This is a genomic window from Streptomyces sp. NPDC051567, assembly GCF_044454165.1.
Taxonomy (GTDB): Bacteria; Actinomycetota; Actinomycetes; order Streptomycetales; family Streptomycetaceae; genus Streptomyces.
Genome location: NZ_JBITDK010000035.1, coordinates 1 through 15,260, shown reverse-complemented (window position 1 = coordinate 15,260; position 15,260 = coordinate 1). Strand labels below are relative to the sequence as shown.

Genomic DNA, 15,260 nt, shown 5'->3' with positions numbered 1-15,260 from the left:
CGTGGGTGCGGGGCCTTCGGCCATGTACGGGACGGACGGGACCTGGCGGGGGCTCAGCCCTCGCTGACGCCCAGGCGCTCCAGGATGAGTTCCTTGACGCGCGCCGCGTCGGCCTGGCCGCGGGTGGTCTTCATGACCGCGCCGACCAGGGCGCCGACGGCGGCGACCTTGCCACCGCGGATCTTGTCCGCGATGCCCGCGTTGCCCGCGATGGCCTCGTCCACGGCCGCGCCGAGCGCGCCCTCGTCCGAGACGACCTTCAGGCCGCGCTTCTCGACGACCTCGTCCGGTCCGCCCTCACCGGCGAGGACGCCTTCGAGGACCTGGCGGGCCAGCTTGTCGTTGAGCGAACCCTCCGCGACCAGGGCGGCGACGCGCGCCACCTGGGCCGGGGTGATGGGCAGCTCGTCGACGACGACGCCCTGCTCGTTGGCGTTGCGGGCCAGCTCGCCCATCCACCACTTGCGCGCGGCCGTGGAGTCGGCGCCCGCCTCGGTGGTGGCGACGATGGAGTCCACCGCGCCCGCGTTGAGGATCGACTGCATGTCGTGCTCGGTGACGCCCCACTCCTCGCGGAGCCGGTTGCGGCGCACCCGCGGCATCTCGGGCAGGCCGCCGCGCAGTTCCTCGACCCAGGCGCGGGCCGGGGCGACGGGGACCAGGTCGGGCTCCGGGAAGTACCGGTAGTCCTCGGCGTTGTCCTTGATGCGGCCGGCCGTGGTGGAGCCGTCCTCCTCGTGGAAGTGCCGGGTCTCCTGCACGATCGTGCCGCCGCCGCTGAGCACGGCCGCGTGCCGCTGGATCTCGTAGCGGGCCGAGCGCTCCACGGACCGCAGCGAGTTCACGTTCTTGGTCTCGCTGCGGGTGCCGAAGGGCGCCTCGGGGCCGGGGCGCAGCGACAGGTTCACGTCGCAGCGCATCTGGCCCTTGTCCATGCGCGCCTCGGAGACGCCGAGGGCCTTGATGACCTCGCGCAGCTCGGCGACGTACGCCTTGGCGACCTCGGGGGCCCGCTCGCCCGCGCCCTCGATCGGCTTGGTGACGATCTCGATGAGCGGGATGCCGGCGCGGTTGTAGTCCAGCAGCGAGTGGGAGGCGCCGTGGATGCGGCCGGTGGCGCCGCCGACGTGCAGCGACTTGCCGGTGTCCTCCTCCATGTGGGCGCGCTCGATCTCCACGCGGAAGATCTCGCCGTCCTCCAGCTGGACGTCCAGGAAGCCGTTGAAGGCGATGGGCTCGTCGTACTGGGAGGTCTGGAAGTTCTTCGGCATGTCCGGATAGAAGTAGTTCTTCCGGGCGAAGCGGCACCACTGGGCGATCTCGCAGTTCAGCGCGAGGCCGATCTTGATGGCCGACTCGATGCCGATCGCGTTGACGACCGGGAGCGCGCCGGGCAGACCGAGGCAGACCGGGCAGGTCTGCGAGTTGGGCTCGGCGCCCAGCTCGGTCGAGCAGCCGCAGAACATCTTGGTCCTGGTGCCGAGCTCGACATGGACCTCAAGGCCCATGACGGGGTCGTACGAGGCCAGAGCGTCCTCGTACGACATCAGTTCGGTGAAGGTGGTCACGGTGAAACTTCCCTCTCAGCCCAGCAGGACGTCGTCGTCGCCCAGGCGCTTCAGCTCGCGGTACAGGATCGCGAGGCCGGTGACGATGGCGGCGGCGGACACGACGGCGTCGACCAGCTTCAGCGTGTCGTGCTCGGTGCGGGCCTTGCGGGCCTGCTTGATCACGCCGAGGGCGCCGAAGGCGGTGGTGCCGATCGACAGGTAGGTGCCGGACTTGGACTTCTTGAAGCCCTTGGCCTTGGACAGTGCACTGGTGCTCACAGGGACGGTGCCTCCTCAAGCAGCGGGTGGCCCCAGCGCTCGATGAAGGCCGCCTCGACGGCGGCGCCGACCTTGTACAGCCGGTCGTCCTTCATCGCCGGGGCGATGATCTGGAGCCCGACCGGGAGACCGTCCTCCGGTGCCAGGCCGCAGGGGAGCGACATGGCGGAGTTGCCGGCCAGGTTGGTCGGGATGGTGCACAGGTCCGCGAGGTACATGGCGAGCGGGTCGTCGGTGCGCTCACCGATGGCGAAGGCGGTGGTCGGCGTGGTCGGGGAGACGATCACGTCGACCTGCTCGAAGGACTTCTCGAAGTCCTGCGTGATGAGCGTGCGGACCTTCTGGGCCGAACCGTAGTACGCGTCGTAGTAGCCGGAGCTGAGCGCGTACGTACCGAGGATGACGCGTCGCTTGACCTCGTCGCCGAAACCGGCTTCGCGGGTCAGGGCGGTGACGTCCTCGGCGGAGCGGGTGCCGTCGTCGCCGACGCGCAGGCCGTAGCGCATGGCGTCGAAGCGGGCCAGGTTGGAGGAGCACTCGGACGGCGCGATCAGGTAGTACGCGGCCATCGCGAGGTCGAAGGAGGGGCAGTCCAGCTCGACGATCTCGGCGCCGAGCTCCTTGAGGAGCTCCACCGACTCGTTGAAGCGCTGGACGACACCGGCCTGGTAGCCCTCGCCCGCGAACTGCTTGACCACGCCGACGCGCATCCCGGCGACGGAGCCGTTGCGGGCGGCCTCGACGACCGGCGGGACCGGGGCGTCGATGGAGGTCGAGTCGAGCGGGTCGTGCCCGGCGATGACCTCGTGCAGGAGGGCCGCGTCCAGGACCGTGCGGGCGCAGGGGCCGCCCTGGTCGAGGGAGGAGGAGAAGGCCACCATGCCGTAGCGGGAGACGCCGCCGTAGGTGGGCTTGACGCCGACGGTGCCGGTGACGGCCGCGGGCTGGCGGATGGAACCGCCGGTGTCCGTGCCGATGGCCAGGGGCGCCTGGAAGGCGGCGAGCGCCGCCGCCGAGCCGCCGCCGGAGCCGCCGGGGACACGGGTGAGGTCCCAGGGGTTGCCGGTGGGGCCGTAGGCGCTGTTCTCGGTGGAGGACCCCATGGCGAACTCGTCCATGTTGGTCTTGCCGAGGATGACGACACCGGCTTCCTTCAGCTTGCGCGTCAGGGTGGCGTCGTAGGGCGGAATCCAGCCTTCGAGGATCTTCGAGCCCACGGTGGTCGGGATGCCGACGGTGGTGAAGATGTCCTTGAGGGCGAGCGGGACGCCGGCCAGCGGGCCGAGCTTCTCGCCCGCCGCGCGCTTGGCGTCGACGGCGCGGGCCTGGGCGAGCGCGCCCTCGCGGTCGACGTGCAGGAAGGCGTGGACCTTCTCGTCGGTGGCGTCGATGCGGGCCAGGTGGGCCTCGGTGACCTCGACGGCCGTGAGTTCGCCGGAGGCGATCTTCCCGGCGGTCTGCGCGGCCGTGAGACGGATGATGTCGATGGTGGTGTCAGCCATGGTGATTAGTCCTCCCCCAGGATCTGCGGCACCTTGAAACGCTGCTGCTCCTGGGCGGGGGCGCCGGAAAGCGCCTGCTCGGGGGTGAGCGAAGGACGGACCTCGTCCGCGCGCACGACGTTCGTCAGCGGCAGCGGGTGGGAGGTCGGCGGGACGTCTTGGTCGGCGACCTCGGAGACGCGGGCGACCGCGCCGATGATGTCGTCGAGCTGTCCGGCGAAGTGGTCCAGCTCTTCGCTCTTCAGCTCCAGACGTGCCAGCCGAGCGAGGTGGGCGACCTCCTCGCGCGTGATGCCAGGCATGAGGCGATCCTCTGAGGGTGGTGAGTGTGTAGTTTCGGGGCCAATCCTATGGGGCAGGGCCCCCGACCCACGAAACGGTTTGCCCACCGGCCACCCACGACACCGGCCCGGACCCACCACCGCCCCCTCCGGCCCGGCCGCGCCACGTCCCCCGGCTCCACCGCCCCGCCCCCTCCGGCCCCGCCGCGCCATCCTCCAGCCCGGCCGCCCCCTCCGGCCCGGCCACGTCCTCCGGCCCCGCCGCGCCATCCTCCGGCCCGGCCACGTCCTCCGGCCTCACCCCGCCGCATCCTCCAGCCTCGCCGCGCCATCCTCCGGCCCGGCCGCATCCTCCAGCCTCACCCCGCCGCATCCTCCAGCCCGGCCGCCCCCTCCGGCCTCACCCCGCCGCATCCTCCAGCCTCGCCGGCGTTTGAGGCGCGGGGTCCGGGGCGGAGCCCCGGCCACGGCGGCCCGCCCGGGACCCCCGGCACCGCGCCCGCACCGGACCGCCCCGGACGCGCCCCGCACCCGGCGGCCCCGGCGGAGCCACCGGCGGGGTCAGCCCGCGTCGGCCTCGGCGGCGGCCAGCTCGGCCGAGATGTCGGCCGGGCGGCGCCAGCCGCGTTCACCCCGGGCCAGCAGCCAGGCGGTGGCCTCCTGCGGCGGCATGGCGGCGGCGACCAGCCAGCCCTGGACCGCGTCGCAGCCCAGGTCCCGCAGCCGCTCCCACGTCTCGTCGTCCTCCACGCCCTCGGCCACGACCAGCAGGCCCAGCGAGTGCGCGAGGTCCACGGTGCAGCGGACGATCTCCGCGTCCTGGGAGTCGACCGCGAGCCGGGCCACGAAGGACCGGTCGATCTTCAGCTCGCTGACCGGCAGCCGCCGCAGGTGGACCAGGGAGGAGTAGCCCGTGCCGAAGTCGTCCAGCGACATCTTCACGCCGTGGCCGGTGAGCCCGGCCATGGTGTCGGCCGCCCGCTGGGGGTCCTCCAGCAGGACGTGTTCCGTTATCTCCAGCTGGAGGCCGCTCGCCGGGACGCCGTGGCGGGCGAGGCGGGCGGCGACGGCTCCCGCGAAGCCCGGGGTGTGGACGTCGCGGGGCGAGACGTTGACCGCGACCGGGACCTTCAGGCCCTGGGCCCGCCACCGCGCCACCTGGGCGAGGGCCGTCTCCAGGACGTACTCGGTCAGGTGCGGCATCAGCCCCGAGGTCTCGGCGATGGCGATGAACTCGTCCGGCGAGACCCGGCCGCGCTCGGGGTGCACCCAGCGGACCAGCGCTTCGAGCCCGGCGACCTGCCCGTCGAAGCGGACCTTCGGCTGGTAGTGGAGCTCCACCTCCCCGGCGTCCAGGGCCCGGCGGAGGTCGCCGAGGAGACCGAGGCGGTCGGGGGTGTTGCTGTCCCGCTTGGACTCGTAGACCTCCACCCCCGTGCGGTCGCGCTTGGCCTGGTACATCGCCACGTCGGCGCGGCGCAGCAGTCCCTCCGCGTCCAGGGCGTGGTCGGGGAAGACGGCGAGGCCGGCGCTGGCCTCCAGGACGAGGGTGAGGCCGTCCAGGTCGAGGGGGGAGCTGAGTTCGGCGACCAGGTGCCGGGCGACGCGCTGGGCGCTGGTGGTCGAGTCGGCGACCGGCAGCAGGACGGCGAACTCGTCGCCGCCGAGCCGGGCCGCCTCGGCGTGCGGGGGCAGGGCCTGGCGCAGCCGGTCCGCTATCTGGAGCAGCAGCCGGTCACCGGCCAGGTGGCCCAGGGTGTCGTTGACGGCCCGGAACCGGTCGAGGTCGATCAGGACCAGGGCGGACCGGGTGCCCGCCCGCTCGGCCTCGTCCAGCGCGGTCCAGGTCCGTTCCAGCAGCCACTGGCGGTTGGGCAGCCCGGTCAGCGGGTCCCGCAGCTGTTCCTCGGCGCGGGCGCGGGCGATCCGCAGGGTGGAGTCCAGCGCGATCAGGGGGACGGCGAACAGCGGCAGCAGCACCGGCTGGGTGATGGCGACCACGCAGATCAGCGGGGCGATGCCGAGCAGCGCGACGGCCACCAGGACCTGCCGGACCAGGGCCGTCCGGGCGATGGTGGGCAGCCCCCAGCCGCGCGGGGCGAGCGCGACCCACAGCAGAATCCGGGTGACGAGGAGGTAGACGACGGCGACGAGGATGACCTCGGGGACGGCCTCGGCCCCCCAGGTGGTGGGTCTCCAGGGCGACTCGACGGTCGGGTTCTCGCCGAAGGCGGCGAGGACGAGGGCGCCCGCGCCGATGCCGAGGATGTCGACGGCGCCGTGCAGCAGCCCCTGCCGCCAGCGGTGCCGGCGCGCGGCCCCGACCAGGGAGACCACCGCCAGCGAGACCAGCCCCGCGGGCACCCATCCGTAGAGGACGAGGACGCCGAGGGTGAGCGCGGCGCCGGAGCCGGTCCCGCCCCACCAGCGGTCACGGCCGAGCGCGACCAGGTGGCCGACGATGATGCCGGTGAGCAGGGCGAGCGACCAGCCGACCGTGCCACCGGGGAAGAGCGCGTGACGGTGGGTCAGGGTGGTGGCGATGCCCGCGCCGAGCACGACGGCGGCGAGGCCCACCACGACGGAGGGCAGGACGGTGCGCTGGACCGGGTCCCCCGCGCCCGTGCCGGTGTCGAGCGGCCCGGTCCGCGGGGGCCTGGCTCCGGGGAATCCGGACCGGCCCGGCCGCATGGACGGGAGCTGCCCGCCGACATCGGGTGACGGGTCGGCGCTTTCGGTGGGTTTCATGCCCGTCCCTCTCACAGCCGGCGGTGCCGATGCCACGCGATGGCCCGAATGTCGTGCCTTCACGGCCGCCTTCGCGTCCTGTGGCCGTGCACGACAGGCGCACCCCACAACAGTAGGGCGCGAGAGGCTCCCAGGGGCAGCGGTCGGCGGTGGTTGTCCGAAGCCGGCCCGGCCGTCCTCATCCGCGCGGTGTCCGCCGGACGGGTGAGTCCGGACGGGGACCCTCCGGTCGCCCGTCCGATGATCCGACAGGTCACCGCCCTGCGAACAGCCATGTACCAGCCGTTTACCACCGGCCGCCGCGCCCGGCGTGCGCCCGCCCGTACGGCCGCATGCCGCGCATCCGTTCGCCTTCGCTACTCCCCCGGGACCTCCGGGACGACCTCCCGCGGTTCCGGCCCGGCCTCTTCCCCGCCGCCCCCGGCGGGGAGCGCCCCGTCCTGCGCGGGCCGCGCCTCCACGACGGCGGACGGCGCCGCGTCCGCCGCCCCGTCCACCACGGGCCGCGCCTCGGGCTCGGGCTCGGGCTCCTCCACCACGAGCGCCGCCTCGCGCGCCGCGTCGGGGCCCTGTTCCAGCAGGACCGTGAACCCGGCGTCGTCCAGGACGGCGAGCTTGAGCTGTACGGCCTTGTCGTACTTCGAGCCGGGGTTCTCGCCGACCACCACGAAGGAGGTCTTCTTGGAGACCGAGCCGGTCACCTTGGCCCCACGGCTCTGCAGGGCCTCCTTCGCGCCGTCCCGGGTGTGGTTCTGCAACGTGCCGGTGACGACGACGGTCAGCCCCTCCAGCGGGCGCGGCCCCCGCTCCTCGTCGGCGTCCTCCTCCTCCGTCCGGACCCCGGCCTCCCGCCACTTGCGCAGGATCTCCTGGTGCCAGTCCTGCGCGAACCACTGCTTGACGGAGGCGGCGATGATGGCGCCGACCCCGTCGGTGGCGGCGAGTTCCTCCTCGGTCGCGGCCTCGATCCGCTCGATGGAGCGGAACTCGCGGGCCAGTGCCTCGGCGGCGACCGGGCCGACGTGGCGGATCGACAGGCCGTTGATGATGCGGGCGAGGGGCCGGCTCTTGGCCTCCTCGATGTTGGCGAGCATGGCGAGGGTGTTGGTCTTCGGTTCGCCCTGCTTGTTGGCGAAGAAGGTGACGACCTTCGCCTCCCCCGTCCTGGGGTCGATCTTCGGCAGTCCGGAGTCCTGGTCCCTGACGTACGAGGTGATGGGGAGCAGCTGCTCGACGGTGAGGCCGAAAAGATCCCCTTCGTCGGCCATCGGCGGCTCGGCCGGCTCCAGCGGCTGGGTGAGCGCGGAGGAGGCCACGTACCCGAAGTTCTTGATGTCCAGGCAGGCGCGGCCGACCAGGTAGAAGAGGCGTTCGCGCAACTGGGCGGGGCAGGTGCGGGCGTTGGGGCAGCGGAGGTCGATGTCGCCCTCCTTCATGGCCTGGAGCGGCGTCCCGCACTCCGGGCACTCCTGCGGCATCACGAACGGTTCCTCGGTGCCGTCCCGCAGGTCGGCGACGGGGCCGAGGATCTCGGGGATGACGTCGCCCGCCTTGCGGAGCACCACCGTGTCGCCGATGAGGACCCCCTTGGCCTTCACCACGTCCTGGTTGTGCAGGGTGGCGAACTCCACCTCGGAACCGGCCACCGTCACCGGTTCGACCACCGCGTACGGGGTGACCCGGCCGGTGCGGCCGACGCCGACGCGGATGGCGAGCAGCTTGGTGTTGACCTGCTCGGGCGGGTACTTCCAGGCGATCGCCCAGCGCGGGGCGCGCGCCGTGGAGCCCAGGCGGCCCTGGAGCGCGATCTCGTCCACCTTGACGACGACGCCGTCGATCTCGTGCTCCACCGAGTGCCGGTCCTCGCCGTAGCGGGTGATGAACCGGCGGACCTCGTCGAGGGAGGTGGCGACCTCCTGGTGGGTGGTGGTGGGCAGGCCCCACGCGCGCAGCTGGTCGTACGCCTGTGACTGGCGGTCGATGTCGAAGCCCTCGCGGGCGCCGATGCCGTGCACCACCATGTGCAGCGGGCGGGTGGCGGTGACCTTGGGGTCCTTCTGGCGCAGCGAACCGGCCGCCGCGTTGCGCGGGTTGGCGAAGGGCTTCTCGCCCGCCTCCACCAGCCGGGCGTTGAGCTCCTCGAACTTGTCCATCGGGAAGAAGACCTCGCCGCGGATCTCGACCAGGGCGGGGAGGTCCTCGCCCGTGAGCCGGTCCGGGATCTCCCCGATGGTGCGGACGTTGGAGGTGATGTCCTCGCCCGTGCGGCCGTCGCCCCGGGTGGCGGCGCGGGTCAGGCGGCCGTTCTCGTAGGTGAGGTTGACGGCGAGGCCGTCCACCTTGAGCTCGCACAGGTAGTGGTAGTCGCCGGTGTTGACGTCCCGGGCGACCCGCTCGGCCCAGGCCGTCAGTTCCTCGTCGTCGAAGGCGTTGTCGAGGGAGAGCATGCGTTCGCGGTGCTCGACGGAGGCGAAGTCCGTCTCGTACGCCCCGGCCACCTTCTGGGTGGGCGAGTCGGGCGTGCGCAGCGAGGGGTACCGCTCCTCCAGCGCCTCCAGCGAGCGCAGCAGCGTGTCGAACTCGGCGTCGCTGACGACCGGCTGGTCGTTCACGTAGTACCGGAAGCGGTGTTCCTCGATCTGTTCGGCCAGGAGCGCGTGCTGTTCACGCGCCGCCGCCGGAACGTCCGCCTCGTCGCCCTGCTGCTGTTCGGCTGCCATGCCGTGTCCTCCCGTGGCCCGTCTCAACCATCACTCAGGGTTGTCGGCGAGCGACCTCGCCGCCTTGACGCAGTGCGCCTGTGCCGCGCGGGCGTAGGCGGGCGAAGCGCCCGCCAGACCGCACGACGGGGTGACCACGACGGACTCCGCGAGAGCCCCCGGGGCCAGCCCCAGCCTGCGCCAGAGCTTCCTGACACCCATGACGCTACCCGCAGGGTCCGACAACGGGCCGTCGGTGCCCGCCACCACCCCGGTGAAGAGTTTCGTCCCGGCCTCGACGGCCTCCCCGATGGCCTCGTCCTCGCGCTCCGTGAGCAAGGAGAAATCGAACGAGACGCCGTTCGCACCGGCCCGGCGCAGCAGTCCGAAGGGGACCTCGGGCGCGCAGGAGTGGACGACGACCTCTCCGTCGTGGACGGCGAACAGCTCGCGGAGCGTGCCCTCGACCACCTGCCGGTCCACCGCGCGGTAGGTGCGGTAGCCGCTGGCGGAGCGGACCCGGCCGAGCAGGACCGAGGTCAGGGACGGCTCGTCGAACTGGAGCACGATCTCGGCGCCGGGGATGCGGCGGCGGACGTCGGCCAGGTGGTCGCGCAGGCCCTCCGCGAGCGATCCGGCCAGGTCCCGGCAGGCTCCGGCGTCCTGGAGCACGGCCTCGCCGCCGTGCAGTTCCAGGGCTCCGGCGAGCGTCCACGGCCCGACGGCCTGGACCTTCAGCCGCCCCCGGTACCCCTGGGTGAACTCCTCCAGCGCGTCCAGGTCCTCGCCGAGCCAGGAGCGGGAGCGCTTGCTGTCGCGGCCGGGCCGGTCGCTGATCCGCCAGCCGCTGGGCTCGACGTGCGCGTACATGTCGACCAGCAGCCCCAGGGAGCGGCCGATCATGTCCGCGCCGGGCCCCCGGGCGGGCAGCTCGGCGAGGTACGGGAACTCCTCGAAGGACCCGGTGACGGTCCTGGCGGCCTCGCGGGCGTCGCCGCCGGGCAGCGAGCCGACGCCGGTGGCTCCCGCGCTCATCGGCCGGGCCTGACGGTCAGGTCGTCGATCTCGGCGTCGCGGGGCAGGTCGACGGCCATCAGGACCGTCGTCGCCACCGAATCGGGGTCCATCCAGGTGGAGGGGTCGTACTCCTTGCCCTCCTGGGAGTGGACCTTGGCCTGCATCGGGGTGGCGGTGCGCCCCGGGTAGACGGAGGTGACCCGGATGCCGTTCTCCCGCTCCTCGGCGCGCAGCGCGTCGGCGAGCGCCTTGAGCCCGTGCTTGGCGGCGGAGTACGCGCCCCACTCGGCGTACGTGTGCAGACCGGCGCCGGAGTTCACGAAGACGACGCTGGCGCGCGAGGCCCGCAGGGTCGGCAGCAGCAGCCGGGTGACCTCGGCGGGGGCGATCAGGTTCACGTTGAGCTGCTGGTGCCAGGTCTTGGGGCGCAGCTCGCCGACGGGGCCGAGGTCGACGATGCCGGCGATGTGCAGGAGCGAGTCGATCCGCTCGGGCATCGCCTGCTTGGAGAAGGCCCACGAGAGCCGGTCGGGATCGGCGAGGTCACCGACGAGCGCCCGCGCGCCGGGGTAGCGGTCGGTGAGCTGCCTGGCGCGCCCGGCGTCGCGGGCGAGGAGGACGAGGTCGTCGCCGCGTGCGTGCAGTCGGGCCGCGACGGCGGCCCCGATGCCGGAACCGGCACCGGTGATCAGGTGAGTAGCCATACCGCCCATGCTCGCACCCCGGCGGGTGCCCGCGTGTCCGGCCTCCGGCCTGCCGCGGAGCCCCCGGCCTCAGAGCCCGGCGGCGGCGCGCAGCGCGGCGGCGGTGCGCCGGACGTCGTAGCCGGGCGGGACGCCGTCGACGAGGATCACCTCGCCCGGGATGTGCCGGGTGCGCAGCGGCAGGATGGCCTGGTAGGCGTCGCCGGTGTACCAGGCGCGGGCCCGCTCGGCGTCGGGGAAGGCGATGACGACGACACTGCCCGGGAAGGGCCCCTCCAGGACCTCGGCCTGCACCCCGTGGACGAGGAACCGCCCCTCGAAGGGGTCCAGGGTCGCCTGGATCTCCTCCATGTAGTGGAGGATCTCCGCGTTCATGGTCGCGGGGCGCAGATGGGCGAGGGCGTAGGCGGTCATGGTGGTCGTCTCCCTGGAGCCGGTCGGATCGGATGCTCCCCCCGATCCTGTCCCCCCGCACCCCCGCCCGGCGATGACCTCGGAGGTCATACCGGGCGGGGTACGCGTACGTGTTCCCGTGAGGCGGCGGCCTGGCGACTCCGGGAGGGGCGGGCTCAGGCCGCGAGGGCGGATGCGGGCGGAGGTGCCCCGGCCCCGCTCGCCGTCCCACGCGGGCGGCCCGGGGAGGGCCAGTGGGAACACCGGCCCAGGGTCCGAGACCCCGACCCGCAGCACGGGGTGCGCCCAACGCAGCCGTACGGAGGCGGGCCCCTTGGTGTAGCGGACGGAGTTGGTGGCCAGCTCGGAGGCCAGCAGTTCGGCGCGGTCGGTGAGTTCGTCCAGCCCGTGCGCGCGGAGCACGGCCCGGAGGGTGGTCCGGGCGATGGCGGGCGCGCGGGGGTCTCGGGGGAAGTGGAGCTCGTACTCCCAGTCCTCGGCGAAGGGAATCGGCGGCGGAACGGGTCCGTCACCTCGGTTGCCTTCTGCTGCTGCTTCCGGTTCCACGCGGGCACCTCCATGTGCGGCGTGACGCTTCGGTCTACATCGACCACACGCCCGGGTCGTGATGCCCGCGCCCTGCTGGTGGCTTGCCCATCCCGCTTTCCCCTGCGTGCAGTTGGGCGGGCGGTGCGCTTCCTGCGGGACGGGCTCGGCGGACGAGTGGTTCGCCACACACCGTAGCCATGAAGCACATAACAGTGCTACCCATTCCACTTGAACGAGTGAACATCTTCGTTTCGGTGGACCGAGGCTGCCCTCGTCGGCAAACTGTGCGCGAGCAAGGAGAGATGAATGGCACCGAGGCACGCTCCCACCATCCGCCAACGCCGGTTCGGCGCCGAACTGCGACGGCTTCGCGAGGCGGCAGACATGACCGCCCCTATTGCTGCGGGCCTCCTCGGAACCGACCGGACGGTGATCTCCAATGTCGAGGCCGGGCGCTTCGGCATCAGCGAGGAGCGCCTTCGCCGGCTCGCAACCATCTACCAGTGCGACAACACCGGGCTGATCGAAGCCTTGGCCACCATGACCGGTGGGCGCAGGGGCGGGTGGTGGGAGGATTACCGAGGGAAGATCCCTCCCGGCTTTCTGGACGTCTCCGAGCTTGAACAGGACGCCGTCCGGATTCGGACGGTGCAGACGACCCATCTCCCGGGCTTGTTCCAGACGGAGGATCACGCCCGAGCGATCTTCGAGCTCTTCACTCCGCCGCTGCCTCGCTTGGAGCTGGAACTGCGTGTTGCCCATCGCCTGGCCCGCCAAGGCGTGGTGACTGGAAACGGAACCACCCCGTACGTCGGCGTGATCCACGAAGCAGCCCTGCGGATGCAGCTCGGCGGCAGGAAAGTGGCTCTGGACCAGCTCAACCATCTCGCCGCATCGAGCGAGCGGGACAACGTGACTCTCCTCGTCATCCCGTTCTCGGTAGGCGGGTTTCAGCTGATGGGAGACTCGTCAGTCCTCTACGTAGAAGCCGTGAACCAGCACCTGGACACGGTGCACATGGACTCGCCCACCGGGGCGGTCTTCATCGACGCGCCCACGCAGTTGGTTCACTTCCGCACTCGGCTGGACTTGGTGGAGAAAAAGGCGTTGACTCCAGAAGCGTCAAGGGACTTCATCCGCACAATCGCCAGAGAGCTGTAAGAGGTAGCGTTCTTGTCCGAGCTGGTCTGGTTCAAGTCGTCCTACTCCGACGCCGGAGGCAACAACTGCGTCGAGGTTGCCGTCTGCGAAGGCGACGGCGCGGCAATCCGGGACAGCGTCTTCCCGCACCGCGTGGTGAAGGTCGGCCACGCCGCGTTCGCGGCCCTCGTCTCGGCCGCGCGGGCCGAGGCGGGCGCCCCGCGCTGACCGGCCCCGCGCGGCCGGGGCCGTACGGCCGCCCGGCGCGGCGGCCCCGTACCGCCCGCCCCCGGTCAGACGGCGGCGGAGGCCGTCGCCGCGCGGGTGGTCGTGGCGATGGTGGCGGAGCCGACCACGCGGGGGCCGTCGTAGAGGACGATCGCCTGGCCGGGGGCCACGCCGCGGACCGGGGCCGTGAAGGAGACGCGCAGCTCGCCGTCCACGACCTCCGCGAAGACCTCGGTCTCGCCGCCGTGGGCGCGCAGCTGGGCGGTGTAGGTGCCCGGGGCGGCGGCCGTGGAGCCGCACCAGCGGGGGCGGATCGCGGTGAGGGCGGTGACGTCGAGGGCCTCGACGGGGCCGACGGTGACGGTGTTGTTCACCGGGGAGATGTCGAGGACGTAGCGCGGCTTGCCGTCGGCGGCCGGGTGGCCGATCCGCAGGCCCTTGCGCTGGCCGATGGTGAAGCCGAAGGCGCCGTCGTGGCTGCCGATCTTCTCGCCGGACTCGTCGACGATGTCGCCCTCCGCCTTGCCGAGGCGGCCGGCCAGGAAGCCCTGGGTGTCGCCGTCGGCGATGAAGCAGATGTCGTGGCTGTCGGGCTTCTTCGCCACGGCCAGGCCCCGGCGCTCGGCCTCGGCGCGGATCTCGTCCTTGGTGGTGAGGGTGTCACCGAGCGGGAAGAGGGCGTGGGCGAGCTGCTTCTCGTCGAGGACGCCGAGGACGTAGGACTGGTCCTTGGCCATGTCGGAGGCGCGGTGCAGCTCGCGGGAGCCGTCCTCGGCCAGGACGACGGTGGCGTAGTGGCCGGTGCAGACGGCGTCGAAGCCGAGGGCGAGGGCCTTGTCCAGCAGCGCCGCGAACTTGATCTTCTCGTTGCAGCGCAGGCAGGGGTTGGGGGTGCGGCCGGCCTCGTACTCGGAGATGAAGTCCTCGACGACGTCCTCACGGAACCGCTCGGCCAGGTCCCAGACGTAGAAGGGGATGCCGATGACGTCGGCCGCGCGGCGGGCGTCGCGGGAGTCCTCGATGGTGCAGCAGCCCCGGGCGCCGGTCCGGAAGGACTGCGGGTTCGCGGAGAGCGCGAGGTGGACGCCGGTGACGTCGTGCCCGGCTTCGACCGCGCGGGCGGCGGCGACGGCGGAGTCCACGCCGCCGGACATGGCGGCCAGGACACGAAGGGGGCGGGTGCGCGCGAGGTTCTCAGTCATAGCACCGTCCAGGGTACGGGGAACCGCGCGGGGGTCCAGCGCGTTGTCCGGTGCGAGGGGTGGAGTCGGAGCGGATCAGAGCGGATTCAGAGGGGGTGGCTCATATGACGCGCGAGGCCGGGAAGACGGGGCGCGGGCCGGTCACGGGCCGCCGGGCCGTGCTGTTCGGGGGGCTCGGGCTGGTCACGGCGGCGGCGGTCGCCGGGCGGGAGGAGATAGCCCGCGCCTGGTGGCTGTTGCCGGGGACGTCCAGACCCCGGGTGGAGGGCGCGCTCGACCACGCGGGCGCCAACTGGACGGCGGCCTCCCCGGCGAACTGGCGGCTGGCGGACCGGCCCGAGGACTACCGGGTGGACCGGATCGTCGTCCATGTCACACAGGGCGGTTTCGAGTCCTCGGTGAACGCCTTCAAGAACCCGTGGCACAAGGCGTCGGCGCACTACATAGTCCGCCAGGACGGCCATGTCGAGCAGATGGTGCGCGAGCTGGACGTGGCCTACCACGCGGGCAACCGCTCGATGAACGAGCGCAGCGTCGGCATCGAGCACGTGGGCTTCGTGGACCGCCCGAAGGACTTCACGGACGCGATGTACGCGTCCTCGGCCCGGCTGGCGGCCGACATCTGCCGCCGGTACGGCATACCGGCGGACCGCGAGCACCTGATCGCCCACTCCGAGGTGCCGGGCGCCGACCACACGGACCCGGGCCCCCTGTGGAACTGGGACCGCTACCTCACCCTGATACGTGCGGAGCTCACGGCCGTCCCCGGCGGGACCTCCCAGGCACGGCCCAGCTGAGACCGGGCGGTGCGGGCCGGGCCGGGCCGGCCCGGCCCGGTGAACCTACCCGGTCACCGGGCCTAGTGCCGCGTCAGGCGACGTTTGCCCGTCGAGGAGCGGCGCCCGGTGCGTGGTCCCGGCGTGTCGGCCGGAAGTCCTCGTACGGGACGTACCTGGGCTTTCGGCCGG

12 protein-coding genes and 1 pseudogene are annotated in these 15,260 nt (G+C 72.5%); 3 read left to right on the top strand and 10 right to left on the bottom strand.

Going from position 1 to position 15,260, the window contains the following annotated elements; genetic code table 11:
* Positions 1-53: 53 nt before the first annotated feature.
* From gatB to ACIA5F_RS27575, 9 genes and pseudogenes are all read right to left on the bottom strand, one after another.
* Positions 54-1,547: an Asp-tRNA(Asn)/Glu-tRNA(Gln) amidotransferase subunit GatB gene (gatB, locus tag ACIA5F_RS27615; protein WP_399357599.1), complete on the bottom strand. Its 1,494-nt coding sequence runs from the start codon at positions 1,545-1,547 to the stop codon at positions 54-56.
* Positions 1,548-1,583: 36 nt separating this feature from the next.
* The gene (locus ACIA5F_RS27610; RefSeq protein ID WP_399357533.1) at positions 1,584-1,829 is read right to left on the bottom strand and encodes a hypothetical protein; all 246 of its coding nucleotides are present in this window, start codon (positions 1,827-1,829) and stop codon (positions 1,584-1,586) included.
* Complete coding sequence (gene gatA, locus ACIA5F_RS27605; protein WP_399357531.1) at positions 1,826-3,331, bottom strand: Asp-tRNA(Asn)/Glu-tRNA(Gln) amidotransferase subunit GatA; 1,506 nt, start codon at positions 3,329-3,331, stop codon at positions 1,826-1,828. Before gatA ends, ACIA5F_RS27610 begins: the two co-directional genes overlap by 4 nt.
* A 5-nt stretch (positions 3,332-3,336) precedes the next feature.
* The gene (gene gatC / locus ACIA5F_RS27600) at positions 3,337-3,633 is read right to left on the bottom strand and encodes an Asp-tRNA(Asn)/Glu-tRNA(Gln) amidotransferase subunit GatC (protein ID WP_399357529.1); all 297 of its coding nucleotides are present in this window, start codon (positions 3,631-3,633) and stop codon (positions 3,337-3,339) included.
* A 540-nt stretch (positions 3,634-4,173) separates the two neighbouring features.
* Positions 4,174-6,303, bottom strand: a complete 2,130-nt coding sequence (locus ACIA5F_RS27595; RefSeq protein WP_399357597.1) for a putative bifunctional diguanylate cyclase/phosphodiesterase — start codon at positions 6,301-6,303, stop codon at positions 4,174-4,176.
* Positions 6,304-6,887: 584 nt separating this feature from the next.
* Positions 6,888-9,080: pseudogene (gene ligA / locus ACIA5F_RS27590) on the bottom strand (NAD-dependent DNA ligase LigA); the annotation flags it as partial.
* 30 nt (positions 9,081-9,110) lie between these two features.
* On the bottom strand, positions 9,111-10,094 hold the full coding sequence (locus ACIA5F_RS27585; protein WP_399357527.1) for a methionine synthase: 984 nt from the start codon (positions 10,092-10,094) through the stop codon (positions 9,111-9,113).
* Positions 10,091-10,789 carry an SDR family oxidoreductase gene (locus ACIA5F_RS27580; RefSeq protein WP_399357525.1) on the bottom strand — a complete coding sequence of 233 codons (699 nt, stop codon included), beginning with the start codon at positions 10,787-10,789 and terminating at the stop codon, positions 10,091-10,093. The genes ACIA5F_RS27585 and ACIA5F_RS27580 overlap by 4 nt, the downstream gene beginning before the upstream one ends.
* A 60-nt stretch (positions 10,790-10,849) precedes the next feature.
* On the bottom strand, positions 10,850-11,740 hold the full coding sequence (locus ACIA5F_RS27575) for a DUF1330 domain-containing protein (protein WP_399357523.1): 891 nt from the start codon (positions 11,738-11,740) through the stop codon (positions 10,850-10,852).
* A gap of 288 nt (positions 11,741-12,028) precedes the next feature.
* Between ACIA5F_RS27575 and ACIA5F_RS27570 the strand changes: the two genes are divergently transcribed.
* A complete protein-coding gene (locus ACIA5F_RS27570; protein ID WP_399357521.1) occupies positions 12,029-12,883 on the top strand; it encodes a helix-turn-helix domain-containing protein in 855 nt (284 codons plus the stop codon).
* 12 nt (positions 12,884-12,895) lie between these two features.
* The gene (locus tag ACIA5F_RS27565) at positions 12,896-13,090 is read left to right on the top strand and encodes a DUF397 domain-containing protein (protein ID WP_399357519.1); all 195 of its coding nucleotides are present in this window, start codon (positions 12,896-12,898) and stop codon (positions 13,088-13,090) included.
* A 65-nt stretch (positions 13,091-13,155) separates the two neighbouring features.
* Here the strand turns inward: ACIA5F_RS27565 and mnmA are convergent, their stop codons facing one another.
* Positions 13,156-14,292 (bottom strand): tRNA 2-thiouridine(34) synthase MnmA, encoded by a 1,137-nt coding sequence (gene mnmA / locus ACIA5F_RS27560; protein WP_399357517.1) that lies wholly within the window; start codon positions 14,290-14,292, stop codon positions 13,156-13,158.
* Between the two features lie 104 nt (positions 14,293-14,396).
* On the opposite strand from mnmA, the gene ACIA5F_RS27555 reads away from it, so the two are divergent.
* Positions 14,397-15,089: an N-acetylmuramoyl-L-alanine amidase gene (locus ACIA5F_RS27555; RefSeq protein WP_399357595.1), complete on the top strand. Its 693-nt coding sequence runs from the start codon at positions 14,397-14,399 to the stop codon at positions 15,087-15,089.
* The last annotated feature ends 171 nt before the right edge of the window (positions 15,090-15,260 follow it).

Excerpts from the sequence above, each read along its gene's own strand:
- gatC (WP_399357529.1), bottom strand. The coding sequence starts at position 3,633 with ATGCCTGGCATCACGCGCGAGGAGGTCGCCCACCTCGCTCGGCTGGCA.
- gatA (WP_399357531.1), bottom strand. The coding sequence starts at position 3,331 with ATGGCTGACACCACCATCGACATCATCCGTCTCACGGCCGCGCAGACC.
- ACIA5F_RS27555 (WP_399357595.1), top strand. The coding sequence starts at position 14,397 with ATGACGCGCGAGGCCGGGAAGACGGGGCGCGGGCCGGTCACGGGCCGC.
- ACIA5F_RS27595 (WP_399357597.1), bottom strand. The coding sequence starts at position 6,303 with ATGCGGCCGGGCCGGTCCGGATTCCCCGGAGCCAGGCCCCCGCGGACC.
- ACIA5F_RS27580 (WP_399357525.1), bottom strand. The coding sequence starts at position 10,789 with ATGGGCGGTATGGCTACTCACCTGATCACCGGTGCCGGTTCCGGCATC.
- gatB (WP_399357599.1), bottom strand. The coding sequence starts at position 1,547 with ATGTCGTACGAGGACGCTCTGGCCTCGTACGACCCCGTCATGGGCCTT.
- ACIA5F_RS27570 (WP_399357521.1), top strand. The coding sequence starts at position 12,029 with ATGGCACCGAGGCACGCTCCCACCATCCGCCAACGCCGGTTCGGCGCC.
- ACIA5F_RS27585 (WP_399357527.1), bottom strand. The coding sequence starts at position 10,094 with ATGAGCGCGGGAGCCACCGGCGTCGGCTCGCTGCCCGGCGGCGACGCC.
- mnmA (WP_399357517.1), bottom strand. The coding sequence starts at position 14,292 with ATGACTGAGAACCTCGCGCGCACCCGCCCCCTTCGTGTCCTGGCCGCC.